The 24,892-nt window shown below is 67.8% G+C and carries 26 protein-coding genes and 1 other RNA gene; 17 read left to right on the forward strand and 10 right to left on the reverse strand.

The window, feature by feature from the left end:
* Window positions 1–3: 3 nt before the first annotated feature.
* From J7J08_RS04075 to J7J08_RS04105, 7 genes are all read right to left on the reverse strand, one after another.
* Entirely contained in the window at window positions 4–942 is a 939-nt protein-coding gene (locus J7J08_RS04075; protein ID WP_214901749.1) for a nucleoside hydrolase, read from the reverse strand.
* Between the two features lie 235 nt (window positions 943–1,177).
* The gene (gene recG, locus J7J08_RS04080; RefSeq protein WP_214901751.1) at window positions 1,178–3,289 is read right to left on the reverse strand and encodes an ATP-dependent DNA helicase RecG; all 2,112 of its coding nucleotides are present in this window, start codon (window positions 3,287–3,289) and stop codon (window positions 1,178–1,180) included.
* 7 nt (window positions 3,290–3,296) lie between these two features.
* On the reverse strand, window positions 3,297–3,683 hold the full coding sequence (locus tag J7J08_RS04085; RefSeq protein ID WP_068853882.1) for a RidA family protein: 387 nt from the start codon (window positions 3,681–3,683) through the stop codon (window positions 3,297–3,299).
* 162 nt (window positions 3,684–3,845) lie between these two features.
* Entirely contained in the window at window positions 3,846–6,005 is a 2,160-nt protein-coding gene (locus tag J7J08_RS04090) for a bifunctional (p)ppGpp synthetase/guanosine-3',5'-bis(diphosphate) 3'-pyrophosphohydrolase (RefSeq protein WP_214901753.1), read from the reverse strand.
* A gap of 113 nt (window positions 6,006–6,118) precedes the next feature.
* The gene (rpoZ, locus tag J7J08_RS04095; RefSeq protein ID WP_068853884.1) at window positions 6,119–6,418 is read right to left on the reverse strand and encodes a DNA-directed RNA polymerase subunit omega; all 300 of its coding nucleotides are present in this window, start codon (window positions 6,416–6,418) and stop codon (window positions 6,119–6,121) included.
* 111 nt (window positions 6,419–6,529) lie between these two features.
* A complete protein-coding gene (gene gmk / locus J7J08_RS04100) occupies window positions 6,530–7,195 on the reverse strand; it encodes a guanylate kinase (RefSeq protein ID WP_214901755.1) in 666 nt (221 codons plus the stop codon).
* Window positions 7,192–8,052, reverse strand: a complete 861-nt coding sequence (locus J7J08_RS04105) for a YicC/YloC family endoribonuclease (protein ID WP_214901757.1) — start codon at window positions 8,050–8,052, stop codon at window positions 7,192–7,194. The genes gmk and J7J08_RS04105 overlap by 4 nt, the downstream gene beginning before the upstream one ends.
* A gap of 120 nt (window positions 8,053–8,172) precedes the next feature.
* Between J7J08_RS04105 and rph the strand changes: the two genes are divergently transcribed.
* The 7 genes from rph to pepQ all read left to right on the forward strand — a co-directional run bounded on the left by rph (window position 8,173) and on the right by pepQ (window position 15,444).
* Window positions 8,173–8,901: a ribonuclease PH gene (gene rph / locus J7J08_RS04110; protein WP_214901759.1), complete on the forward strand. Its 729-nt coding sequence runs from the start codon at window positions 8,173–8,175 to the stop codon at window positions 8,899–8,901.
* Window positions 8,898–9,287 carry a VOC family protein gene (locus tag J7J08_RS04115; protein ID WP_214901761.1) on the forward strand — a complete coding sequence of 130 codons (390 nt, stop codon included), beginning with the start codon at window positions 8,898–8,900 and terminating at the stop codon, window positions 9,285–9,287. The genes rph and J7J08_RS04115 overlap by 4 nt, the downstream gene beginning before the upstream one ends.
* Entirely contained in the window at window positions 9,284–9,877 is a 594-nt protein-coding gene (rdgB, locus tag J7J08_RS04120) for an RdgB/HAM1 family non-canonical purine NTP pyrophosphatase (protein ID WP_214901763.1), read from the forward strand. Before J7J08_RS04115 ends, rdgB begins: the two co-directional genes overlap by 4 nt.
* A gap of 58 nt (window positions 9,878–9,935) precedes the next feature.
* Entirely contained in the window at window positions 9,936–11,141 is a 1,206-nt protein-coding gene (gene hemW / locus J7J08_RS04125) for a radical SAM family heme chaperone HemW (protein ID WP_214902405.1), read from the forward strand.
* 131 nt (window positions 11,142–11,272) lie between these two features.
* Window positions 11,273–13,690, forward strand: a complete 2,418-nt coding sequence (locus J7J08_RS04130; RefSeq protein ID WP_214901765.1) for a DUF1631 domain-containing protein — start codon at window positions 11,273–11,275, stop codon at window positions 13,688–13,690.
* A complete protein-coding gene (locus J7J08_RS04135) occupies window positions 13,683–14,030 on the forward strand; it encodes a PilZ domain-containing protein (protein ID WP_214901767.1) in 348 nt (115 codons plus the stop codon). The genes J7J08_RS04130 and J7J08_RS04135 overlap by 8 nt, the downstream gene beginning before the upstream one ends.
* Window positions 14,031–14,112: 82 nt before the next feature.
* Window positions 14,113–15,444, forward strand: coding sequence for a Xaa-Pro dipeptidase (gene pepQ / locus J7J08_RS04140; protein WP_214901769.1), 1,332 nt, complete (start codon window positions 14,113–14,115; stop codon window positions 15,442–15,444).
* A 615-nt stretch (window positions 15,445–16,059) separates the two neighbouring features.
* Here the strand turns inward: pepQ and J7J08_RS04145 are convergent.
* Window positions 16,060–17,388, reverse strand: a complete 1,329-nt coding sequence (locus J7J08_RS04145) for an aminopeptidase P N-terminal domain-containing protein (RefSeq protein WP_214902407.1) — start codon at window positions 17,386–17,388, stop codon at window positions 16,060–16,062.
* A 7-nt stretch (window positions 17,389–17,395) separates the two neighbouring features.
* Entirely contained in the window at window positions 17,396–17,944 is a 549-nt protein-coding gene (locus J7J08_RS04150; RefSeq protein ID WP_214901771.1) for a UPF0149 family protein, read from the reverse strand.
* 176 nt (window positions 17,945–18,120) lie between these two features.
* Here J7J08_RS04150 and J7J08_RS04155 point away from each other — a divergent pair, with 176 nt between their 5' ends.
* From J7J08_RS04155 to J7J08_RS04190, 8 genes are all read left to right on the forward strand, one after another.
* On the forward strand, window positions 18,121–18,342 hold the full coding sequence (locus J7J08_RS04155) for a TIGR02449 family protein (protein ID WP_214901773.1): 222 nt from the start codon (window positions 18,121–18,123) through the stop codon (window positions 18,340–18,342).
* Window positions 18,339–18,632, forward strand: coding sequence for a cell division protein ZapA (locus tag J7J08_RS04160; RefSeq protein ID WP_214901775.1), 294 nt, complete (start codon window positions 18,339–18,341; stop codon window positions 18,630–18,632). Before J7J08_RS04155 ends, J7J08_RS04160 begins: the two co-directional genes overlap by 4 nt.
* 71 nt (window positions 18,633–18,703) lie before the next feature.
* Window positions 18,704–18,888: non-coding RNA, 6S RNA (ssrS, locus tag J7J08_RS04165), on the forward strand.
* Between the two features lie 70 nt (window positions 18,889–18,958).
* A complete protein-coding gene (locus tag J7J08_RS04170) occupies window positions 18,959–19,561 on the forward strand; it encodes a 5-formyltetrahydrofolate cyclo-ligase (RefSeq protein WP_214901777.1) in 603 nt (200 codons plus the stop codon).
* An 8-nt stretch (window positions 19,562–19,569) separates the two neighbouring features.
* Window positions 19,570–20,046: an EVE domain-containing protein gene (locus tag J7J08_RS04175; RefSeq protein ID WP_214901779.1), complete on the forward strand. Its 477-nt coding sequence runs from the start codon at window positions 19,570–19,572 to the stop codon at window positions 20,044–20,046.
* Window positions 20,047–20,071: 25 nt separating this feature from the next.
* Complete coding sequence (gene rpiA / locus J7J08_RS04180; protein WP_093533643.1) at window positions 20,072–20,719, forward strand: ribose-5-phosphate isomerase RpiA; 648 nt, start codon at window positions 20,072–20,074, stop codon at window positions 20,717–20,719.
* Window positions 20,720–20,766: 47 nt separating this feature from the next.
* Window positions 20,767–21,222 (forward strand): DUF192 domain-containing protein, encoded by a 456-nt coding sequence (locus J7J08_RS04185; RefSeq protein WP_214901781.1) that lies wholly within the window; start codon window positions 20,767–20,769, stop codon window positions 21,220–21,222.
* A gap of 88 nt (window positions 21,223–21,310) precedes the next feature.
* Window positions 21,311–22,156, forward strand: coding sequence for a SirB1 family protein (locus J7J08_RS04190; protein WP_214901783.1), 846 nt, complete (start codon window positions 21,311–21,313; stop codon window positions 22,154–22,156).
* Between the two features lie 281 nt (window positions 22,157–22,437).
* On the opposite strand, the gene J7J08_RS04195 is transcribed toward J7J08_RS04190, so the two are convergent.
* The gene (locus J7J08_RS04195) at window positions 22,438–22,629 is read right to left on the reverse strand and encodes a rubredoxin (protein ID WP_214901785.1); all 192 of its coding nucleotides are present in this window, start codon (window positions 22,627–22,629) and stop codon (window positions 22,438–22,440) included.
* 72 nt (window positions 22,630–22,701) lie between these two features.
* On the opposite strand from J7J08_RS04195, the gene thiE reads away from it, so the two are divergent.
* Both thiE and hemL read left to right on the forward strand, forming a co-directional pair.
* A complete protein-coding gene (gene thiE, locus J7J08_RS04200; RefSeq protein ID WP_214901787.1) occupies window positions 22,702–23,349 on the forward strand; it encodes a thiamine phosphate synthase in 648 nt (215 codons plus the stop codon).
* Window positions 23,346–24,638 carry a glutamate-1-semialdehyde 2,1-aminomutase gene (gene hemL / locus J7J08_RS04205; protein ID WP_214901789.1) on the forward strand — a complete coding sequence of 431 codons (1,293 nt, stop codon included), beginning with the start codon at window positions 23,346–23,348 and terminating at the stop codon, window positions 24,636–24,638. The genes thiE and hemL overlap by 4 nt, the downstream gene beginning before the upstream one ends.
* Window positions 24,639–24,892 lie beyond the last annotated feature (254 nt).

The raw sequence follows: 24,892 nt of genomic DNA on the forward strand, positions 1-24,892 counted from the left end.
GCGTCAGACGACGCCGAGCGCACTCCGGACCTGGGCCTCAAAACGCCCCTGGTCGTAGGCCATCAGCAGCTGGGTGTTATCCGGCTGCCCGGTCTGGCGGTTCCAGTCGACAATGGTAGCACCCCGGCTGTGCACGCCGGCCAGTTCGACATTCAGCGGACGCGCCTCGACCCGCAGGGCGCCCTCGGGCTGCAGCGCCCAGGCCATGGCCAGCGCGTCGGCGGCGAACCAGCGCTCGCCCCGGCTGTCTTCGGACCACAGGCGGGTCTGGCGCGAGATCAGCTCGTAGAAGCGGGCCTTGTCGCTGTCGAAGGCCAGCCACTGCTCGACATCCTTGTGCAGCAGGCCGTGGGCGACGGTGGCTTCCCAGTCGGCGACTTCGATATGCGGGAAGCCGGTGAACACCACGTGGGCCGCTTCCGGATCGAAGGCGATGTTGAATTCGGCGGCCGGGGTGATGTTGCCGTGGCAGGTCACCGCCCCGCCCATGACCAGGAAGCGCTTCACGCGCTGCGGCAGGGTCGGGTCCAGCTTCAGCGCCAGGGCCAGGTTGGTCAGCGGGCCGAGGGCGACCAGGAACAGCTCGCCAGCGTACTCATGCGACAGGCGCAGGATGGCCAGCGCGGCATGCTCGGCCTCGGCCTGGCGCTTCGCGGCGGGCAGGTGGACGTCGCCAAAACCATCGGCGCCGTGCACGTGCGCTGCATCGACCGAGGGATGCAGCAGCGGGTCGGCGGTACCGGCGAACACCGGCACGTCTTCACGCCCGGCCACTTCACACAGTTTCAGCGCATTGCGGACCGTGTGGTCCAGGCCGACATTGCCGGCGGCAATGGTGAGGCCGACCACGTCGTGGCGTTCGTCGGCAAAGGCCATCAACAGGGCCAGGGCGTCATCGACACCCGGATCGGTGTCGATCAACAGCGGAATCTTCTTGGTCATGCGTGCCGTCTTGGTTAAGCGGCAAGGGACTTTCGCACCCCGGGATGACAAATACAAGGCGCGGCCCAGGCGGCGCGTCGGGTGGAGAGCCCCCGGCGTCCGGGGGCGGCCGCGAAGCGGCGGGGGTGCGGAAGCACGATAAAAAGGGGCCCGCGATGCGCGAAGCGGATCGTGGGGCGGCAGCGCGCACGCGATGACGCGTACCCGCCGGCCGTTGGCCGGCCCAAGCGTCGCGTCACGCCCCTGCATACCGGACCGCAGATCCGATCCACCGCTCCACCACCCGGTCCGCCACCACCGGCGCGTCCGCCAACAACCGCTCGGCCAATGCGTGCACTTCCGGCAGCAGGTCCGCGTCGCGCACCAGGTCGGCCATGCGGAACCCGGCCAGGCCGGTCTGGCGGGTACCCAGCAGCTCGCCGGGCCCGCGTAGTTCCAGGTCCTTTTCGGCGATGACGAAGCCGTCGTTGGTCTGGCGCATGGTTTCCAGGCGCTCGCGTGCCATCGCCGACAGCCGCGCCTGGTACAGCAGCACGCAGCGCGACACCGCCGAACCGCGGCCCACCCGGCCGCGCAGCTGGTGCAGCTGGGCAAGGCCCAGCCGCTCGGCGTTCTCGATCACCATCAATGAGGCATTGGGCACGTCCACGCCGACTTCGATCACGGTGGTCGCCACCAGCAGGTCGATCTGGCCGGCCTTGAACGCGACCATGGTGGCCAGCTTCTCGCTGGCTTTCAGCCGCCCGTGCACCAGCCCCACCCGCACGCCCGGCAGCAGCGCCTGCAGCGATTCAAACGTGGCCTGTGCCGGGGTGGCATCAAGCTCATCGTTCTCTTCGATCAGGGTGCACACCCAATACACCTGGCGGCCTTCGCGGCAGGCCAGGGCGATGCGCTCTATCAGTTCGGGTCGGCGGTCGTTGTTGAGTGCGACGGTCTGCACCGGGGTGCGCCCCGGCGGCAGTTCGTCGATCGCCGACACGTCCAGATCAGCGTATTCGGACATCGCCAGCGTGCGCGGAATCGGCGTGGCCGTCATCACCAGCTGGTGCGGCACGCTGCGCCCGCCCGGCCCCTTGTCGCGCAGCGCCAGCCGCTGGTGCACGCCGAAACGATGCTGCTCATCGACGATGGCCAGCGCCAGGTCATGGAACACCACCGCCTCCTGCATCAACGCATGGGTACCCACCACTACCTGTGCCTGCCCGTTGGCGACCTGCTCGAGCACCTTCGCACGTGCCTTGCCGGTGACCTTGCCAGCCAGCCAGGCCACCTGCACACCGAGGGGTTCCAGCCAGCCGCGCAGGTTGGTGAGGTGCTGTTCGGCCAACAGCTCGGTCGGCGCGGCCAACGCAACCTGCTTGCCCTGCTCCACCGCCAGCATGGCCGCCAGTGCGGCCACCACGGTCTTGCCCGAGCCGACATCGCCCTGCACCAGCCGCAGCATCGGGCGTGGCTGGGCCAGGTCCTCGCGGATCTGGATGAACACCCGCTTCTGCGCGCCGGTCAGGGCGAACGGCAACTGCTTGAGCAGGGCCTTGGCGAGCCCGCCAGGCCCGGCCAGCGCAGGCGCGTGGTGTGCCTGCAGCGCAATACGCTGGCGGCGCAGGCTGAGGTGGTGGGCCAGCAGTTCTTCCAGCGCCAACCGGCGCTGGGCCGGATGGGTGCCGGCCGCCAAGGCCGCCAGGTTGGCGTCCGGTGGCGGGCGGTGCACGGTCAGCAGCGCGCTGCGCAGCGAGGGCAGTGCCAGGCCATCGAGCCAGCCGGGCGGCAGCAGTTCCAGGGTGGATTCTTCGGGCAGCCGGTCCAGCGCCTGGCCGATCAACCGGCGCAGCGTGGCCGGGCCGATGCCTTCCACGGTGGGATACACCGGATCCAGGCTGTCGCCCAGCGCCGGGTCATCGGTGCTGCCAAGGACCTGGTAACTGGGGTGCACGATTTCCAGGCCCAGCTGGCCCGGCTTGGGCGTGCCGAAACAGCGCAGGCGGGTGCCCACCGCGAACTGGGCGACCTGCTGCTGGCGGAAATGGAAGAAGCGCAGCACCAGCGTGCCCTGCCCTTCATCTTCCACGGCCACTTTCAGGGTGGGACGGAAACGCATGCCGCGGTTCACCGCCACCACGCGCACGTCCACCTGCGCCGGCACGCCGTTGCGCAGGTCCTGGATGCGGGTCAGCGCGGTGCGGTCTTCGTAGCGCAGCGGCAGGTGCAGCCACAGGTCCTGCAGCGAGGACAGGCCGCGTGCCACCAGCTTGGCGGTCACGGCGGGGCCCACGCCGGCAAGCACCGCCAGCGAGGCTTCGCCGGACGGCGCCAGCGCCGGGGTGACCGCCGGTCTACGTGCCATGTGGCAGTCAGTCGATGACCATGACCGCGTCGACCTCGAAGTTCGCGCCCTTGGGCAGGCCGGACACTTCGATGGTGGAGCGGGCCGGGAACGGCGCCTGGAAGTAGTCCTGCATGACCGCGTTGACCTTGGCGAACTCGGCCAGGTCGGTCAGGTACAGGCCCAGGCGGACCACCTTGTCCAGCGAACCGCCAGCGGCTTCGGCCACGGCCTTGAGGTTGTCGAACGCGCGGCGGGCCTGCGCTTCCACATCACCGGCGCCGACGATGTCGCCGGTGGCCGGGTCCAGCGGAATCTGGCCCGAGAAATACACGGTGTTGCCGGCACGCACGGCCTGCGAATACGGACCGATCGCGGCCGGTGCGTTTTCGGTGTTGATGATCTGGCGGGACATGGGGCGTCCTTGGATTTGGAGAGAACCGTCATTGTATCGGTTCCGCAGATTCGGGCGTGTTGAACGGTGGTGGGCCGCGTGGGACACGCATGGCGTGTCGCTACCGTCGTCCAGACCGCGCAGGGACACGCCATGCGTGTCCTCGCGGTGCCGGTTCCGTTCCTATTGCCGGCGTACCGATTGAACGACTGACAAACGCCGCAGCCGGCGCATCACCTCGGCCAGGTGGTTGCGGTCACGGACCTGGATGCTGAAGGCCAGCACCGCGGCATTGAAGTCGCGGTCCAGGTAGTCCACCCGTTCGATGTTGGAATGGCTCTGCGCGATCGCCGCGGCCAGCTGGGCCAGCACGCCGGTGCCGTTCTCCACTTCCACCACCAGCGCGGTGTCGTAATCCCCGGAGACGGTGGCATCCCATCCGATCGGCACCCAACGCTCGGGCGACTTGCGCAGCTCGGCCAGGTTCGGGCAGTCCAGGCGGTGCACCACGATGCCCTTCCCGGCGGTGTGGTAGCCCATGATCTCGTCGCCGGGAATCGGCTGGCAGCAGTTGGCGAAGCTGACCACGCCGCGCTCGCTGCCGTTGATCAGGATCTTTTCCTGGGAGTGCTTCGAATGCGCACCGCCACGCAGTTCGGCATAGGCCATCAGCGCCTGCGCAGCCTGGTTGGGCATCCAGTTGCCCAGCGCCACTTCGGCCAGCAGGGCTTCCAGGCGCGGGTAGCGATGTTCGGCCAGGAACGCATCCAGGCGCCCCTTGGGCAGCCGTTCCAGCGAGCTGTCCATCGCCTCCAGCGCACGGTCCAGCATGCGGTGGCCCAGCTGCACGGCGTCTTCGTGTTCGAGCTGCTTGAGCTGGTGGCGGATCGCAGTGCGCGCCTTGGAGCTCACCACGAACTCCAGCCACTGCGGCTTGGGCGTGGCCGAGCGCGCGGTGATCACTTCCACGGTCTGCCCGCTGACCAGCTTGGTGCGCAGCGGCACCAGTTTCTTGTCCACGCGCGAGGCCACCGCCATGTTGCCCACGTCGGTGTGTACCGCATAGGCAAAATCCAGCGCGGTGGAGTTGCGCGGCAACGCCAGGATCTTGCCCTTGGGCGTGAACAGGTAGACCTCGTCCGGGAACAGGTCGACCTTGACGTTGTCCAGGAATTCCAGCGACGAGCCGGCGGCGCGCTGCGAATCGATCAACTCCACGATCCACGCGTGGGCACGGCTCTGCGCGCTGTTGGGGGTGTCGCCACCGAACTTGTAGGTCCAGTGCGCGGCCACGCCGCGCTCGGCGATCAGGTCCATTTCCTCGGTGCGGATCTGCACTTCGATCGGGGAACCGTACGGGCCGAACAGCACCGTGTGCAGCGACTGGTAGCCGTTGGCCTTGGGAATGGCGATGAAGTCGCGGAAGCGCCCATCCAGCGGCTTGAAGGTGGCATGCACCGAGCCCAGCGCGTGGTAACAGTTGGGCACGCTGCGCACGACCAGGCGGAAACCGAACACATCCATGACCTGGTCGAAGGATTTGTTTTCGTCGCGCATCTTGTTGTAGATGCTCCACGGGGTCTTGATCCGGCTCACCAGGCGGTGTTCCAGCCCCTCCTTGGCCAGCCGTTGCGACAACTGCACTTCCACCTGCGCCATCGCCTCGCGGCGGACCACGGGCTGGCTGCGGATGTGCTTTTCCAGGATCGCATGGCGCCACGGGTACAGCGCCTTGAAGCCCAGGTTCTGCAGCTCGCTCTTGACCAGGCTCATGCCCAGGCGCTGCGCGATCGGGGCGTAGATTTCCAGGGTCTCGCGGGCGATGCGGCCACGCGCTTCGGTGCTCTGCGCGCCCAGCGTGCGCATGTTGTGCAGCCGGTCGGCCAGCTTGATCATGATCACGCGCAGGTCGCGCGACATCGCCAGCAGCATCTTGCGGAAGCTTTCGGCGGCCGCTTCCTGGCGGTCGCGGAACTTCAGCTTGTCCAGCTTGGTGACCCCATCCACCAGCTCGGCCACGGCTTCGCCGAATTCGGCGGCCAGCTCTTCGCGGGTCAGCGGGGTGTCTTCGATGGTGTCGTGCAGGATCGCGGCGATCAGCGCCTCCACATCCAGGCCCAGCTCGGCCAGCACCTGTGCCACCGCCACCGGATGGGTGATGTAGGGCTCGCCGGACTTGCGGGTCTGCCCGGCATGCGCGGAGGCCCCTACCTCCCAGGCACGACGCAGCAGCGGCAACTGCTCGGGCGGCAGGTAATGGGCTGCGCGTTCAAGCTGGAGGACATAGTCGGGTACGGCCGCGCCAGAGGACGTGGCGACCTTGGCAGAGGGGCCTGGGTTCATGGCTGGAAGACTATTCCAGCGACGGGATAACGGCAAACTATTGCGTCACGCCCTGAACGCAAACAGCCCGCCAGGGGCGGGCTGTTCGAGGACAACGATGATCGCTTGAACGATCAGTCGTCGTTCTTGGACATGTCTTCGTCGGCGACGACTTCGGCAGCAGCCCATTCCAGCGCTTCACGCTCGGCACGCTCGCGTTCGGCCTTCTCGACTTCGTCGATCAGGGCGTTGTCGATCTTGCGGGCGGCAATTTCGCGCAGCGCCAGCACGGTCGGTTTGTCTTCGGTTTCGCTGTTGTCCAGGGTGGCCTGAACGCCATTGGCCAGCTGACGGGCGCGCTTGGACGCCATCATGACCAGCTCGAAACGGTTATCGACGACTTCCAGACAATCTTCTACGGTGATGCGGGCCATGCGGGCTCCCGGCAGCCGGCAAGGGCTGCTCATCGAATGAGGGAAAGGGGACGGATTGTACCGGCCGGGGCTGGACAAAATCAAGCCGACCGGTTACCCGCCCCTTGTGAATCAGTCAGTTGCCGTTGCGTCCTGGGTCAGCAGGGCCTGGATCAGGCCCGCGTGGCGGACCTTCTGCGACTCCCGGCGCAGGCGGCTGGCCGTGAAGATGGCGCATAACTCGTCCACGGCGGTCTCGAACACCTCGTTGACGATGACGTAGTCGAAGTCGTTGAAGTGCAGCATTTCCTCACGGGCAGCGGCCAGGCGCTGGGCGATGACCGCCTCGCTGTCCTGCCCGCGCTTGCGCATGCGATCCTGCAGGGCCTGCTTCGAGGGCGGCAGGATGAACACCGTGACCGTGCCCGGGACCAGCTGGCGCACCTGCTGGGCCCCCTGCCAGTCAATCTCCAGCAGCACGTCCTGGCCGGCCGACAGCTGCGGCTCGACCGACTGGCGGGCGGTGCCCTTCCAGTCGCCATGCACCCAGGCATGTTCGAAGAAGTCGCCGGCGGCGATCATCCGCTCGAACTCCTGCGCGCTGACGAAGTGGTAGTGCTCGCCGTTCACTTCACCCGGGCGCATGGCGCGGGAAGTGAACGAGATCGACAGGGCGATCTGCGGGTCGCGCGCCAGGGTGGCGTTGACGATGCTGCTTTTGCCGGCCCCGGACGGGGCGGCCACGATGTACAGCGTGCCGCGGGCCGGTTCCGGGCTCTGGAGGGGCTGGCTGCTCATTCGATGTTCTGCACCTGTTCGCGGATCTGGTCGATCAGCACCTTCAGCTCGACGGCGGCGTTGGAGGTGCGGCTGTCCACCGACTTGGAGCCCAGCGTGTTGGCTTCCCGGTTGAATTCCTGCAGCAGGAAGTCCAAGCGGCGGCCAACCGGCTCGCGCTGCTTGAGCACACGGCGGATTTCCACGATATGGCTGCGCAGGCGGTCCAGCTCCTCGTCCACGTCGAGCTTCTGCAGCCACAGCACCAGTTCCTGCTCGGCACGGCCGGGATCGACCGGATGTGGCAGGTCGGCCAGCCGGGCGGACAGCTTGGCGCGCTGGCCCTCGCGGATCAGCGGAATCAGGGTGGTGACCTCGGCGGCGATGCGCTCCACGCCATCGACCCGCTCCTGGATCGCCGTGGCCAGCTTGTCGCCCTCACGTTCACGCGCGGCGACAAACCCATCCAGGCTCTCGTCGAGCAGCGCCAGCGCTTCGGCCTGCAGCGCGACGGCGTCGACCGCTTCGCCCTGCATCACGCCCGGCACCTGCAGCAGTTCGGTGAAGCTCACCTGCAGGCTGGGGAAGCCCGGCGCCAACCGGCTGGAAAGCTCGCCGAGCTGAGCCAGCAGTGCGTCGTTGACCACCAGTGCCCCGGTGACCTCCGGCGCGCGCAGGCGCATGACCAGATCGATCTTGCCGCGGCTGCAGCGGTTGGCGACACGTTCGCGCAACTGCGGCTCCAGCGCACGCAGTTCCTCGGGCAGGCGCACGCCCACCTCCAGGAACCGGTGGTTGACCGAGCGCAGCTCACAGGCCAGCGTGCCCCAGGGCGTGGCGCGCTCGCCGCCGGCATAGGCGGTCATGCTTCGAATCATGGGGGTTTCCGGTGCTCTCAAAGTGCAAATGGTACCCTAGCGCTTCCTTTGGAGCCTCCTCGCCTGCCGGTCCCCGGTCCGGGCGCGGTCCCGCATCCCTCGTCTTACCGGAAGCCACCCATGTCCGATCCCCGTCCCAGCGGCCGCCAGGCCGACCAGTTGCGCGAAGTGCGCATCGAGCGCGCCTTCACCCGCCATGCCGAAGGTTCGGTGCTGGTCAGCTTCGGTGAAACCCGCGTGCTGTGCACCGCCAGCGTGGAAAACCGCGTGCCGGGCTTCCTGCGTGGCAAGGGCGAAGGCTGGGTCACGGCCGAATACGGCATGCTGCCGCGCTCCACCCACACCCGCAATGACCGCGAAGCGGCACGGGGCAAGCAGGGCGGCCGCACCCTGGAAATCCAGCGCCTGATCGGCCGCACCCTGCGCGCCTGCGTGGACCGCGGCGCGCTGGGCGAACGCACCATCACCCTGGACTGCGACGTGCTGCAGGCCGATGGCGGCACCCGCACCGCCGCCATCACCGGCGCCTACGTGGCACTGGTGGATGCGGTGAACTTCCTGCTCAAGCGCGGCGACATCAAGCGCAACCCGATCTTCGGTGCCGTCGCCGCGGTGTCGGTCGGCATCTATCGCGGCACCCCGGTGCTGGACCTGGATTACGCCGAAGACAGCGACTGCGACACCGACATGAACGTGGTGATGAACGACGGCGGCGGCTTCATCGAACTGCAGGGCACCGCCGAAGGCCACGCGTTCCGCCGCGAGGAGCTGGACGCGCTGCTGGCCCTGGCCGAAAAGGGCATCACCGACCTGGTCGCGGCCCAGCAGGCCGCGCTGGCGCAGCCGTGAACCGGCGCCTCGCCCTGGCCACCCTGGTGGTGGCCGATTACGACGAGGCGATCGCCTGGTTTACCGGCGCGCTCGGTTTCAGCCTGATCGAGGACATCGACCAGGGCAACAAGCGCTGGGTGGTGGTCGGCCCGACCGACGGCAGCGCGGCGGCGCTGCTGCTGGCCCGCGCCAGCAACGAGGAACAGCGCAGCCGGATCGGCAACCAGACCGGCGGCCGGGTCGGCTTCTTCCTCAACACCGACGATTTCCACCGCGACCATGCCGCGATGACCGCACGCGGCGTGGAATTCCTTGAAACCCCGCGCGAAGAGCCCTACGCCACCGTCGCCGTGTTCCGCGACCTGTACGGCAATACGTGGGACCTGCTGGAGCCCAAGCAATGAAACTGGTACTGGCCAGCGGCAACGCCGGCAAGCTGAAGGAACTGCAGGCCATGCTGGCTGGCTTGCCGCTGCAGATCGTGGCGCAGGCCGAGCTGGGCGTGAGCGATGTACCCGAAACCGGCCTGACCTTCGTCGAGAACGCACTGATCAAGGCGCGGCATGCCTGCGCCAGCACCGGCCTGCCGGCGCTGGCCGACGACTCGGGGCTGATCGTGGATGCGCTCGACGGCGCGCCCGGTCTGTACAGCGCGCGCTATGCAGGCAGCCCGACGGATGACGCAGCCAACAACGCCAAGCTGCTCGAGGCGATGCGCGATGTGCCGGCCGAGCGCCGCACCGCGCGCTTCTACGCGGTGATCGTGCTGCTGCGCCATGCCAACGATCCGCAGCCACTGATCTGCGAAGGCAGCTGGGAAGGCGAGATCCTTGACGAACTGCGCGGCAGCCATGGCTTCGGCTACAACCCGTTGTTCCTGGACACGGTGCTGGGCCAGACCGCTGCGGAAATGGCGCCGGACGTGAAAAATGCGATGAGCCACCGCGGCAAGGCGCTGCAGGTGTTGAAGCAGAAGTTGTCGGCGTTGACCTGATTGGAATGTTGATGTTTTCCCGAGGGCCGGCCAACGGCCGGCGCTACCGATGAGCACGATGCCAGAACACCATTGCCACCCCGGCGAGAGCTGCGACCACGACCACGCCGTGTCGCTGGTGCCGCCGCCGCTTTCGCTGTACGTGCACCTGCCGTGGTGCGTTCGCAAGTGCCCGTACTGCGATTTCAATTCGCACCAGGCCAAGGGCGACCTGCCGTTCGACGCCTACATCGACGCGCTGATCCGCGACCTGGACCAGGACCTGCCGCTGGTCTGGGGCCGGGTGATCAACAGCGTGTTCTTCGGCGGCGGCACACCCAGCCTGTTCCCGCCCGAGGCGATCGACCGCTTCCTGCAGGCAGCGTCGGCACGGCTGCGCTTCGCACCGAACCTGGAAGTGACCCTGGAAACCAATCCGGGCACGGCCGAGCATGGCCGCTTCGACCGCTACCGCGCGTCCGGGGTGAACCGGATCAGCTTCGGCATCCAGACCTTCAACGATGAAGCGCTGCAGCGGCTGGGCCGCATCCACGACAGCGGCGAAGCCGAACGCGCGGTGAAGCTGGCCCAGGATGCCGGCTACGACAATTTCAACATCGACCTGATGTACGCGCTGCCGCAGCAGACCCTGGCCCAGGCCGAGCACGACCTGGAACGCGCGTTCGCGCTGCAGCCTACCCACTTGTCGCACTACCAGCTCACGCTGGAGCCGAACACGGTGTTCTTCGCCCGCCCGCCGCAGGGCATCCCCGATGACGATTCGGCGTGGGACATGCAGGAGCATTGCCAGCGGCTGCTGGCCGACGCCGGCTACGCGCAGTATGAAGTGAGCGCCTATGCGCGGCCCGGCCGGCAAAGCCAGCACAATCTGAACTACTGGCGGTTCGGGGATTACCTGGGCATTGGCGCCGGCGCCCACGGCAAGATCAGCTCCGGTGCCGGACAGCAGGTGCTGCGCCGCTGGAAGCACAAGCACCCGCAGACGTTCATGGACACGGCCGGCACGGCCGCTTCGATCGGCGGCGACGAGGTGATTGGTGCCGACCGCCTGCCCTTCGAGTACATGCTCAACCTGCTGCGCCTGCATGAAGGCTTCCGGTTCAAGGACTTCGAGTCGCGCACCGGGCTTGACCGGGCGCGGATCGCCGCGCCGCTGCAGACCGCCCTCGCCAATGGCTGGATGACGGTGCAGGGCGACCATGTCCAGCCGACCGAGCTGGGCCGGCGGTTCACCAATGACGTGGTGGCGTTGTTCCTGTCGTGATGGATGCCGGGCAGAGCCCGCTATCTGCCGTGCAGAGCCCGGTATTACCTGCCGGGCAGAGCCCGGCACTACCGGGATTTCGGTGAAAACGTTAGATTCTGTGCTCTCAGGGGAGCCGGAACCTACAACGGATGTCTGCGTCCGCACCTTCATCGCCACCCGATCTGACCCGGTTCGCCAGCGTCAATGCACCGCCGCGCGTGCGTCGCCTGTTGGCCGCGCTGCATGCGCTGGCCGTGCAGACCTTGAGCACCCCGCTCAAGCAGACCATCGTGGAGCTCGAGCGCGAACTGTTCCGCGACGCCGAGCGCGCGCGCAACAGCCAGATCCAGGCCGATATCTACGCGCAGTCCCGGCGCCTGCACGAGGTCAACGCGCAGTTCGCGCCATGCTTCCTGGATGCGCTGGCGACGGCCCTGGCCAATGTGCCCGAACCGCGGGTGCGGCACGTGCCCGCCCCGAGCACGCCGGTGTCGGCCACCACGCTGACCCTGGTCACCGACACCGATATCGACCGCGACATCGTGCTCGCCGACGTCACCCGGCGCGAGGCACAGCGCTCGGCCAGTGCGCTGCAGCTGCTCGGGCAGCGCTTCGGGGTGCTCGCCGCCGGTCCTGCGTTCGACGTGGAGGACCTGCCGTTTGGTCCCTACGTGCTGTGCCGGATCACCCGGGAGCTGGGTGAAGCATTCGCGCTGGGCCTGGAAACCCAGCTGGCGCTGTACCGCGTGTTCGACCGCCAGCTGCTTGAGCGCCTGGGCGAGCTGCTGGAACGCGCCAACATCCTGCTCACCCACGAGGGCGTGCTGCCCGGGCTGGTCTATACCCCGTACCTGGCACGCTCGGCCACCACGCGGCGGATCGTGACCGGGCCCGGGCGCGGCCCTGGCACCGCGCCCACGCCCGCGCGCGACGCCGGCGGCGCGGGCGGGCGTCCGCTCACCGGCTGGAGCGGTTCGGCCAGCAGCGGCAGCTGGGCAGCCATGACCAGCGAGGCGATCGGCCCGATGGCACCGACCGCTGCGATGGCTGGGCAACCGTCGTCCGCCGCTGCAGCGCCTGCGGACAGTGCGCCGGCCGACATGAATGCCCCGGCGCTGTCGGCCCTGCACCATCTGCTGGATGCCGCCCGCCACACCCAGGGTCCCGCGGGGCTCGGCCACGGCATCCCGGTCGCGTCGGGTCAACCCGGTACCCCGCCAGGCCCTGACGCCGGTGAACACCCGGAACCGGTGGCGATCTCCAGCGGCAACCTGCACGCCACCCTGGCCAAGCTGCAGGCGCAGTCGGCCGGCGTGCGCCGCAGCATGGCCGACCTGCACAACGCGCTGCTGGCGCAGATGCGCGCAGACCACGGGCCGCAGGCTTCGCTGACCGTCAAGGACACCGACACCTTCGACCTGCTGGACATGCTGTACGGGCAGATCCACCGCGAGGTCCGCCCCGATGCGGCCGCCGTGGACCTGCTCACCCGCCTGCAGGTGCCGGTGGCACGGGCGGCGCTGTCCGACCCGGCCTTCTTCGTGCGCGACCAGCACCCGGCCCGCGAGCTGCTCAATGCCGTCGCCGAAGCGGGTGCCAACTGGCTGGGCGAAGAGGATGTCGACCCGCAACTGGTGCAGAAGCTGGACCGTGCCGTCGACAAGGTGGTCACCGACTACGAAGGCGATGCAGCCGTCTTCGAGGTGGCCAACGACGAGATCCAGCAGCACTTCCGCGCGCTGGCGCACAAGGCCGAGCTGGCCGAGCGCCGCCATGTGGAAGCCGCACGCGGCAAGGAGCGGCTGGAGTCGGCCAAACAGCAGGCCGGCGCCAGCATCGACCACCTGTGCGCGCAGGCTGCCCCGCCGCGGTTCGTGCAGTCGCTGCTCAAGCAGGCCTGGGCGGACGTGCTGACCCTGACCCTGCTGCGCAGCGGTGAAGACTCCGACCAGTGGAAGGCGCGCGAACAGGAGACCGCGCGCATCGCCGAGGTCACCTGCAAGCCGCCCGGAAGCGCCGACAGCGATGCCCCGCTCGGCCAGCAGGTCGAAGCGGCACTGCTGCAGGTCGGCTACCACCAGGACGAAGCGGCGGCGATCGCGCGGCGCCTGTCCACCCCGGGCGGCGAAGACGACAGCAGTTCGCGCACCGAACTGACCGCACGCATCCGCGCGCGCACCCGGCTGGGCGAGCAGGCAGAAGGCGCCGAGGCACGCCGCGAGGCGCCGCTGGCGCGCAGCCCTGCCGAGGAAGACTGGTACCGGCAGCTGCGCACGCTGCCCTTCGGCACCTGGTTCGAATTCACCACCAACCAGCAGGGTGACCTGCGCCGCCAGCGGCTGTCCTGGTACAGCCTGATCACCGACAACGCGCTGTTCGTCAATCCGCGCGGACAGAAGGTGGCCGAGCATTCGCTGGACGGCCTGTCCCGGCTGATGGCGCATGGCCAGGCGCGCCTGGTCAGCGAGGGCAAGAGCCGCCTGATCGATCGCGCCTGGCAGGCCACCCTGCGCACCCTGCGCTCGCTGGCCGGCACCCCGGACACTGCGGAGACCGCGAATGAATGACGACACCCGCCGCGCGCCCCGCCGCGAAGTGGCCGACCAGGTGCCGGTCACCGACGTGATGGCCGAGGCCGTGATCGGCCGGCTGGGCAATGTGTCGGAAACCGGCATGCTGATGATCTGCTCGGTACCGATGACGCCGGAAGCGCTCTACCAGTTCCGCTTTGCCATCCAGGGCACCCACGGCCAACCGGTGCAGGTGGATGTGGGCGCGCACCTGCTGTGGAACGAACAGAGCAGCGCCCCGGGCCAGTCCTGGGCGGGTTTCCGCTTCCTTACCCTGAGCCGCGAGCACCGCGAACAGCTGCGTGCCTGGATCGCAGAGGAATCTTCGGCGGTGTGAGTGCCGGTTCCGGCACAGCGCACGCGGGCCGATTCCGGCAGAATCAGGGGCTGCATTCTGCCCTGCCCTGTGAGCCTCCGCGATGAACCAGCCTGACCTCGGCGCCCTGTATTCCCATCATGTGCGCGTGCTGTGCCAGCGCGCCGACGAGGCGCTGGCGCGCGGCGGCTTCGATCACCTGGTGATTCCCAGCGGCACGCTGCACTACCAGGCCTTCGACGACCGCGACTACCCCTATGCGGTGAACCCCAACTTCAAGGCGTGGCTGCCACTGACCAAGGTGCCCAACAGCTGGCTGGTCTACACCCCGGGCCAGCGCCCGAAGGTGATCTTCCACCAGCCGTTCGACTACTGGCACGTGGTGCCCGATGCGCCCAACGGCTGGTGGGTGGAACATTTCGACGTCGAGATCATCCGTACCCCGGACCAGGCGCTGGCGCTGCTGCCGGCCAACACCGCACGCTGCGCGATCCTGGGCGAGCCGCAGAGCGCGCTGGGCGCGTTCACCCCGAACAACCCCGAGCCGGTCATCCATTACCTGGACTGGCACCGCGCCTGCAAGACCCCGTATGAAATCGCGCTGATGCGCCAGGCCCAGCAGCTGGGCGTGCGCGGCCACCGCGCCGCCGAGGCGGCGTTCCGCGCCGGTGCCAGCGAGTTCGAGATCCACATGGCCTACTGCCGCGCGGTCGGCCAGGATGCCAACGAGCTTCCCTACGGCAACATCATTGGCCTGAACGAACACGCCGCCGTACTGCATTACACCGATCTGGGCCGCAGCGCGCCGCAGCCGCTGCGCAGCTTCCTGATCGACGCCGGCGCCAGCGCCTTCGGCTATGCCAGCGACATCACCCGCACCTACGCGGCCGCCGGCCACGACGAGTTCCAGGCGATGATCGATGCGGTCGACGCAGCCCAGCAGAAGATGGGCGCCGGGGTACGCGCGGGCGGGGACTACAAGCAGCTGCACATCGATGCGCACCTGTCGCTGATGGGCATCCTGAAGGACTTCGGCGTGCTGAAGGTTTCGCCGGAAGCCGCGCTGGCCACGGGCGTGAGCGCCGCCTTCTTCCCGCACGGCCTGGGTCACCTGATCGGCCTGCAGGTCCACGACGTGGCCGGCTTCGCCGCCAGCGATCGTGGCGGCCGGGTCGAGCGCCCGCAGGGCCACCCGTACCTGCGCCTGACCCGTGTGCTGGAGCCGGGCATGGTGGTCACCATTGAGCCCGGCGTGTACTTCATCGACATGCTGCTGGACGAAGTGAAGCAGCGCGGCCAGGGCGACAGCATCGACTGGGCTCGCGTGGATTTCTTCCGTCCTTACGGCGGTATCCGCATTGAAGACGAAGTGCTTTGCACCGAGGGCGATGCGGACAACCTGACCCGGCCGGAATTCGCCAAGGCGTTACGTTGATCGACGCCTTCCCATGCAGCCGGGCTTTGCCCGGCAGCTTCATGCATTTGGGCGAACAGCCGATGCGCATCGCATGGCCTGAGCTGGGCCGGCGGGTGCGGGTTTGCGGGACACGCCGTGAACCCATCCATGGGGGCTTGTAGAAAACATCCATGTTTTCTACAGTCCCGCAAACCCGCCCCCGCCGACCCTCGACGGTGTGCTGGTGGCCACGGAAGATCAACGGCGGTGTCGATCATTTTCATGCGTTACCGGGTGCGGTGGCGTTTCGTGCCGTCGTTAGGGAACCGACGCTACCGGCAGGACCATTCGGCGTATCCGCCGCGTAACCGGCCCCAGCCCCAAGCTGCTCTTCGTTTCCGCACGCGACCATCTGTCGGGGGAGGCCGGCGGGCAGCCCCTGTAGGGACTGTCAAAAACATGGGTCCGGCGCATGCGCCGGACGGGTTGGGCAGGACGCCCAACCCCGGCCTTGCCGTGTACGCAGGATTGCGTACACGCGCAAGTTTTTGCCAAGCCTACAGGGACGTACTTGCGGCGTGTCCCGTAAGGGGCTGCCCGTCGGCCTCCCCATCACGTCGCAACTGAAACGCAGCTCTTCGCGCAACGCTTGAATCAGCGCGCAGCGCCCATCTCCGCTTCAATCTCATCAGCACTTCGCGCCAATGCAGCCGTCAGCACGTGATGCCCGCTGTCGGTGATCACCACGTCATCCTCGGTACGAATACCGATCCCGCGCCAGCGCGCTTCCACGCTGTGATCGTCGGCACTGATGTACAGGCCCGGCTCGATGGTGAACACCATGCCCGGCTCCAGCAATCGTGAGTCACCGGCCAGGCGGTAATCGCCCACATCGTGCACGTCCAGCCCCAGCCAATGCCCGGTCTTGTGCCGGTAGAAACGCTGGTAATGGGCGTCGGCGATGTTCTCTTCCAGCGTGCCGGTGAGCAGGCCCAACCGCAGCAACCCCTCGGTGAGCGTCTGTACCGCTGCCAGGTGGCCTGCCTCGTACGGCACGCCCGGCTTCGCCTGCGCCAGCGCCGCCGCCTGCGCCGCACCGACCAGATCGTGCAGCGCGCGCTGCTCCGCAGTGAAACGACCATTCACCGGGAACGTACGCGTGATGTCACTGGCGTAACCGCGGTACTCGGCACCCGCATCGATCAGCACCAGCTCGCCGTCGCGGCTGCGCGCGTTGTTGGCGCGGTAATGCAGGATGCAACCATTGGCGCCGGTACCGACGATGCTGCCGTAGGCCGCCCACGCATCATGGGCGCGGAACTCACGTTCCAGGTCCGCCTGCAGTTCGTACTCATGGATGCCCGGCCGCGCCGCACGCATCGCCGCCCGGTGCGCCTGCACCGTGATGTCCGCCGCGCGCTGCATCAGCGCGATTTCCGCACTGGACTTGAACAACCGCTGCTCGTGCAGCAGGTGACCCAGTTCAAGGAACTCGTGCGGCGGCTGCGCACCATGCCTCACCTGCGAACGTACCCGGTTCACCCAGCCGATCAGCTTCAGGTCGAACTCGGCATCGCGGCCGAAGTGGTAGTACACCCGCGAACGCCCTTCCAGCAGCCCCGGCAGGATGTCGTCCAGATCGTCGATCGGGTACGCATCATCCATGCCGTACTGCGCCACTGCCCCCTCTTGGCCGGCGCGCGCGCCGTCCCAGGCTTCGCGGTCGGCATCGCGTTCGCGGCAGAACAGGATCACCTCGCCGTGGCGGCGGCCAGGAATCAGCACCAGCACCGCGTCCGGCTCCGGGAACCCGCTCAGGTACCAGAAGTCCGAATCCTGCCGGAACGGATAATGCGTATCCAGGCTGCGCACCCGCTCGGACGCGGCCGGCAGCACCAGGATGGCGTCGTCGCCGGCCATTTCCATCAACTGCTGCCGGCGCTCCGCATACTCGGCCGCGGAAATGCCGGTCAAGGCGCGGATATCCATCTCAGTTCAGGCGTTGCCGATGGCGCACGGCCATCACGCAGTCGCCGTGCAGGATCAGCACCGCCACGCGGATGAATTCTTCGATTTCGGCCAGCGCGTCTTCATCATCGTCGTTGCCGCTCTCGAAATCCCCGCTCGAGGCCTGGGCAAGCTTGGCCAGGTCGTTGAGGGCTTCATCGCCCTCTTCGGACAACGCCGGGCGCTGCTGGCCCGCACCTAGACCGAAACCGCCCAGGAACGCCCGCGCCCAGGTGAACAGGGCATCGGCCTGCGCAGCGGTGTCGCCGACATCGGTCAGCAGCAGTTCGAAGGCGAAATCGCGGTCTTCCAGCTGCAACACGCTGGCCCCCAGCAGCTGGTCCAGCGCATCCCCCTCCACCGGAGTGGGCAGGTTGTCGTCGGCCAGTACCCTGGCCGGCCATTCACGCACCGGCGCGCCGCCAGCCGACAGCCAGCCGCACAGGCCGCCGTGGAGCTCGGCAGCGGTGGCACCCAGGCCTGCGGCCTGGCTGGCCTGGTTTACGTCGTTGACACTCGGAAGTTCGGTCATCTTGGGGCTCGATCAGGGGTGGCACCGGAGCGACCGGCCACCACGGGTTGGCAGCGTGACAGTGTAGCAATCCAGTGGCGGCAGCCGGATGGCAGCGCCGCCGCCGCACGCCCTGCGACAGCGCCCCGTCATTATTCGCTTGACCACCTCTACTGCCCTTGCCTATGGTGCGAAACATGGAACCCGCCGACGCCATCGCCCAATTGCAGGCCTTTGCCGCCCGGGTGGAGGCGTTGCTGGAACGCAACCAGCGGCTGGCCGAGGAAAACCGCAGCCTGCGCCACCAGCAGGAACAGCTGGTCAACGAGCGCTCGCAGCTGCTGGCCAAGAACGAGCAGGCCCGCTCGCGGGTGGAAGCGATGATCACCCGGCTCAAATCGCTGGAGCAGCACACATGAGCCAGACCGAACCGGTCAGTGTCCGCATCCTGGATCGCGACTACACCGTGGGCGTGGGCGCCGAAGAGCGCGAAAGCCTCACCGCCGCCGCGCGCCTGCTGGATGCCAAGATGCGCGAAATCCGTGGCAGCAACCGCATGGCCGCCGTGGACCGGGTGGCGGTGCTGGCCGCGCTGAACCTGGCGCACGAACTGCAGCAGCTGCGCGACGACCACGCCCGCCAGGCGGTGGCCCTGCAGCAGACGCTGGCCGATCTGAACAGGCGGTTGGACAGGGCGATCGACGGCTGAGGGCTTCGGCGGCCGTAATCGGGCCGACGAACGGGGTGTCCGATCCAGTGCGGTTGGCTATAATGGCCATGCGTTCTCTGCTGTGAACGACGGCGTGTGCAAACATTCGCCTTGTCCCTTAATTACGACCACGGGTGCGCGACGTCGCCGGGAGTGCAGGTCCGCCTTGTAGCGGGAAGCCCAATGGAGGCCCAGCGTACCCACTTGAACCCCGGGTTCAAGGTCGTTTCGCACGCATCGTCACCGCGGAGAATGCAGTATTCCTGCAAGAGCGACGTTCCACTGGAACGTCGCTCTTGTTTTATCCGGCCCCAACGGACCCAGGCATGACCGACCCGCGCTCCGCACTGCGCCAGCAGCTGCGCCAACGCCGCCGAGACATTCCCGCCGCGCAGCGCCTGGCCGCCGCCGAACAACTTGCCGATGCCCTGCTTGCGCTGCCCTTCGCGCCGACGCACGGACACGTTGCCGGGTACTGGGCGCTGGACGGCGAGATCGCGCTGCACCGTTGGCAGATGCGCCTGGCCGATAGCGTCAGCTACTGCCTGCCCGTGCTGGCCGGCGACACGCTGCGCTTCGCGCCGTGGCGCCCGGGCCAGCCGTTGACCGCCAACCGCTTCGGCATTCCCGAGCCCGACATCGCCGTGGACGAGACGCTTGCCCCGGAACAGATGGCGTTGGTGGTCGCGCCGCTGGTGGGCTTCGACGCGCAATGCCGGCGGCTGGGCATGGGGGGCGGCTGGTATGATCGCAGCTTCGCATTCCGCAACCAGCGCCCGGCCCCGCCGTGGTTGGTGGGCGTCGGTTTTTCGGTGCAGCAGGTTGATGAGCTGCCCATGCAGCCGTGGGACGTCGGCGTGGACGCGATCTGCACCGACGTTGCCACGATTACCCCTGTACCGACCCACGGTCGGCACCTACCCGAATAGAACGACGCATGACCGCACGCAAGCGCTACTGGCTGATGAAGTCCGAACCGGACGCCTTTTCCATCGATGACCTCAAGCGCGTGGGCCAGGAGCCCTGGAACGGCGTGCGCAACTACCAGGCGCGCAACTTCATGCGCGATGGCATGAAGGTGGGCGACGGCATCCTGTTCTACCACTCCAACACCAAGGTGCCTGGCATCGTCGGCGTGGCCACGGTCGCTACCGAGGCGTATCCGGACGAAACCCAGTTCGATCCCAAATCCGACTACTACGATCCCAAGGCCACCCGCGAAACGCCACGCTGGCTGCTGGTGGACGTGGCCTTCGAGCGCAAGCTGCACGACACCATTTCGCTGGACGAGATCAAGCTGCACGCCGACGCACTGGGCGAGGGGTTTGCCCTGACCGCGCGTGGCAACCGGCTGTCGATCCTGCCGGTGACCGCCGCGCAGTGGAAGCTGCTGCTGTCGCTCGAAAAACACTGACCTTTTCCTTCACGAGTTTCCCGCCATGTCCGAAGCCAAACGCCTTGCCGCAGAGAAAGCCCTGGAATACGTCGAAGACGGCATGATCGTCGGGGTCGGCACCGGCTCCACCGTTGCTTACTTCATCGACGGCCTGGCCCGCATCCAGCACCGCATCAAGGGCACCGTATCCAGTTCGGAGCAGAGCACCGCACGGCTGAAACAGCACGGCATCGAGGTGCTGGAATTGAACCACACCGGCGGCCTGTCGCTGTACGTGGACGGCGCCGACGAATGCGATGGCAACAAGTGCCTGATCAAGGGCGGCGGAGCCGCGCTGACCCGCGAGAAGATCATCGCCGAGGCCAGCGAGCGCTTCGTGTGCATCATCGACCCGAGCAAGCAGGTGCCCGTGCTGGGCCGGTTCCCGTTGCCGGTGGAAGTCATTCCGATGGCACGCAGCCTGATCGCCCGCCGCATCATGGACATGACCGGCGGCCAGCCGGCCTGGCGCGAAGGCGTGGTGACCGACAACGGCAACCAGATCCTGGACATCCACCACCTGCAGATCACCGACCCGGTCGCCCTTGAGCGCGAGCTCAACCAGCTGCCCGGCGTGGTCGCGGTGGGCCTGTTCGCGCGCCGCCCGGCCGATGTGGTGATTGTTGGCGGTGAACCGCCGATGGTGTTCTGATATCCCCCGCCGGCACGCCCGTGCCGGCTCCCTTGCGAGAACCGCCCATGCCCTTCATGCGTCTGCTGCTGCCGCTGCTGTTGCTGCTCACCCTGTCCGGCTGCGCCAGCGCCGGTGCCAGCCACTGGGTGGAACTGGGTGGCGCGCGCTACCAGGTCGAACTGGCCACCAATGATGAAACCCGCGCCCGCGGCCTGATGTTCCGCGACGAGATGGCGCCCGACCACGGCATGCTGTTCCTGCACGACCGCCAGGAACTGCAGGCGTACTGGATGAAGAACACCAAGATCGCGCTGGATATCCTGTACTTCGACGAGCAGCGCCGCCTGGTCACCCAGCAACGCGACGTGCCGCCGTGCTCGGCCGGCGATCGTTGCCCGCCCTACCCCAGCAGCGGCCCGGCCCGTTACGTGCTGGAGCTCAATGCCGGCCAGGCCGAGAAGCTGGGCCTGCAGGATGGCGCGGTGCTGACCTTCGGCCCGGGTATCGCCGACGCGCCCTGAACCCCGCTGGCGGGCATGCCCCGCCAGCCCCGGATGTTTTCACGCCATCCCGCTTGAATCGGGCCGCGTTTGTCGCCAGTCTGTGTCCATGCAGGCGCGAATCACATTGCCGGCGTGGGACTCCCTGGCCGAACTGGACGACGAGGCACTGCCGCTGTTGCCCACGGCCCTGCTCATTGCCCGCGACGAGTACCCGAACCTGGACCCGCAGGTCTACGACGCGCTGGTGCAGAGCCACGCCGACCACCTGCGCACCGAAGTGGATACGATCGAGCACTGGCCGCTCAAGATGGCCGCCGTCAATCGCCACCTGTTCGATGAACTCGGCTATGGCGGCGACCACGGCGAGTATTACGACCCGCGCAACAGCTACCTCAACCAGGTATTCGAGCGCCGCCTGGGCAACCCGATCTCACTGGCCATGGTGCAGATGGAAGTGGCGCGGCGGCTGGGCATTCCGCTGGACGGCGTGTCCTTCCCCGGCCATTTCCTGGTACGGCTGCCGGTGGATGATGGAATGCTGGTGATGGACCCCTTCAACGGCGGGCGGCCGCTGGACGTGGAGGAGCTGCGTGAACGCGCGCGCTCGCACCTGGGCGGCGAAGTACCCGACGACAACGTGCTGGCGCAGATCCTGGATGCCGCACCGGCCCGCGCGATCCTGATGCGAATGCTGCGCAACCTGCATGGCGTGTACGTGGAGCGCAGCGAGTGGGACCGGGCCGCGCGCAGTGCCGACCGCCTGCTCAAGCTGGCCCCCGAACAGGACGATGCGCTGCGCGACCGCGGACTGGCCTACCTGCAGCTGGATTACCAGGCCGGCGCGCGCCAGGACCTGGCGCTGTACCTGCAGCGCAACGGCCAGGCCAACGATGCCCAGTGGGTGCGCGAGAAGCTGGTGGAAATGGGCGGCCGCGTACCGAGGTTGCATTGAAAGCAAGCCGGGCAGAGCCCGGCTCTACGAGCATGCATCACCGAACCGGACGTAGTGCCGGGCTCTGCCCGGCCGTACAACCATGCATCACCGAACCGGACGTAGCGCCGGGCTCTGCCCGGCCGTACAACCATGCATCACCGAACCGGACGTAGCGCCGGGCTCTGCCCGGCCGTACAACCATGCATCGCCGAACCGGACGTAGGCCGGGCTCTGCCCGGCCGTACAAGCATGCATCGCCGAACCGGACGTAGCGCCGGGCTCTGCCCGGCTGCCTGCAATCAATCGACCTCGACCATTTCGAAATCGTCCTTGGTCACGCCACAATCCGGGCAGGTCCAGGTATCGGGCACGTCTTCCCAGGCGGTGCCCGGGGCGATGCCCTCTTCAGGCAGGCCCTCGGCCTCCTTGTAGATGAAGCCGCAGACAACGCACATCCAGGTGCGGAAGGTGGTGGCGGTGGCGTCGGTCATCGGATAATCAGGCGTTGGGCAGTACGGTCATAGGCCATTGTCCCACTCCCGCCGCGCTACCGGTAGCCATCGATGACACCCCCCGCTTCCCCGGCCGCGCCTGTGCGCGGCGTGTACCTGATCACCCCCGACGACGCCGATACCGCCCGCCTGCTGGCCCGCGTGGCGCCGCTGCTGGCCGCCAGTCCGACCTGGCTGCAGTACCGCAACAAGACCGCCAGCGACGCGCTGCGCCGCGAACAGGCAATGGCACTGCAGGGCCTGTGCGCCGCCCATGGCGTACCCCTGATCATCAATGATGACGCTGCCCTGGCCAACGAGGTCGGCGCGGCCGGCGTGCACCTGGGCGGCACCGATGGCGATATCGGCGCCGCCCGCGCCCTGCTCGGCCCGGGCGCCATCATTGGCGCCTCCTGCTACGACCAGCTCGCCAACGCCGAACAGGCCGTTGCCACAGGGGCCAGTTACGTGGCCTTCGGCGCCTTCTTCCCGACCACCACCAAGGTCACCCGCAGCCGCGCCCAACCGGACCTGCTGCGGCAAAGCGCCGCACTCGGGGTGCCGCGGGTGGCGATCGGGGGGCTGACGCCGGACAATGTCGGCCCGATCATCGCCGCCGGCGCCGATCTGGTGGCCGTGGTCAGCAGCGTATTCGCCGCCGCCGACCCGGTGGCCACCCTGCACGCCTATCTTGCTCGTTTCCAGGACCCTTCCGCATGAACCACGACCAGTCCCACGCCCTGTTCACCCGCGCCCAGGTACTGCTGCCGGGCGGCGTCAATTCGCCGGTGCGCGCGTTTAAGTCGGTGGGCGGCGAACCGTTCTTCGTCGAGCGCGCCGACGGCCCGTACCTGTACGACGTCGACGGCAACCGCTACATCGACTACGTGGGCTCGTGGGGCCCGATGATCGTCGGCCACAACCACAGCGCCGTGCGCCAGGCGGTCAAGCACGCGATCAACAACGGCCTGTCGTTCGGCGCGCCGTGCGCGGCCGAAGTGACCATGGCCGAAACCCTGACCCGGCTGGTGCCCTCGTGCGAGATGGTGCGCATGGTCAACTCGGGCACCGAGGCCACGCTGTCGGCGATCCGGCTGGCGCGCGGCGCCACCGGGCGCAACCGCATCGTGAAGTTCGACGGCTGCTACCACGGCCACGGCGACTCGTTCCTGGTCAAGGCCGGCAGCGGCATGCTGACCCTGGGCGTGCCGACCTCGCCGGGCGTGCCGGCCGGCCTGAGCGAACTGACCCTGACCCTGCCCTACAACGATTTCGATGCCGCCACCGCGTTGTTCGCCGAACAGGGCGCGGACATCGCCGGCCTGATCATCGAACCGGTGGTGGGCAACGCCAACTGCATTCCGCCGCGCGAGGGTTACCTGCAGCACCTTCGCGACCTGTGCACGCAGCATGGCACCGTGCTGATCTTCGACGAAGTGATGACCGGCTTCCGCGTGGCCCTCGGTGGTGCGCAGGCGCACTATGGGATCACCCCGGACCTGACCACCTTTGGCAAGATCATCGGCGGCGGCATGCCGGTGGGCGCCTACGGCGGCCGCCGCGAGCTGATGTCGCAGATCGCCCCGGCCGGCCCGATCTACCAGGCCGGCACGCTGAGCGGCAATCCGGTGGCGATGGCGGCAGGCCTTGCCATGCTGGAACTGGTGCAGGAACCGGGCTTCCACGACCGGTTGTCGGCCGCCAGCGCGCGCCTGTGCGCCGGGTTGGAAGCGGCCGCGGCCGACGCCGGCGTCGCCGTCACCACCAACCAGGTCGGGGCGATGTTCGGGCTGTTCTTCACCGACCAGAAGGTGGAGACCTATGCCCAGGCAGTGGCCTGTGACACCGCCGCGTTCAACCGTTTCTTCCACGCAATGCTGGAGCGCGGCGTGTTCCTGGCGCCGTCGGCGTACGAGGCCGGGTTCCTGTCGAGTGCGCACGATGACAGCATCATCGACGCGACGATTGAAGCCGCGCGCGAAGCGTTCAAGGTGGTTGCGGCTGGGTGATGGGGCTTCGGTGGATGTAAACGCCGGTTGACGAATCGCCACCGGTGATGGATTGGCTTCGGACGTATCTGCCGCGCTGCGCGCGGTTCCGGCCAACGTTATGCCCGCCGTCCTTGGCTGGCACCCTTCGGGCCATCGCTGCGCGATGTTGAGAACGGCTCCTGCCGTTCTCTTCGGGGCTACGAATTTATACGTGGCGGTTGGGATCGGGATCAATCAACCGTGGGCCCATTGGGATCGGGATCAATCGACCG

The organism is Stenotrophomonas sp. ISL-67, from assembly GCF_018612915.1.
GTDB lineage: Bacteria > Pseudomonadota > Gammaproteobacteria > Xanthomonadales > Xanthomonadaceae > Stenotrophomonas.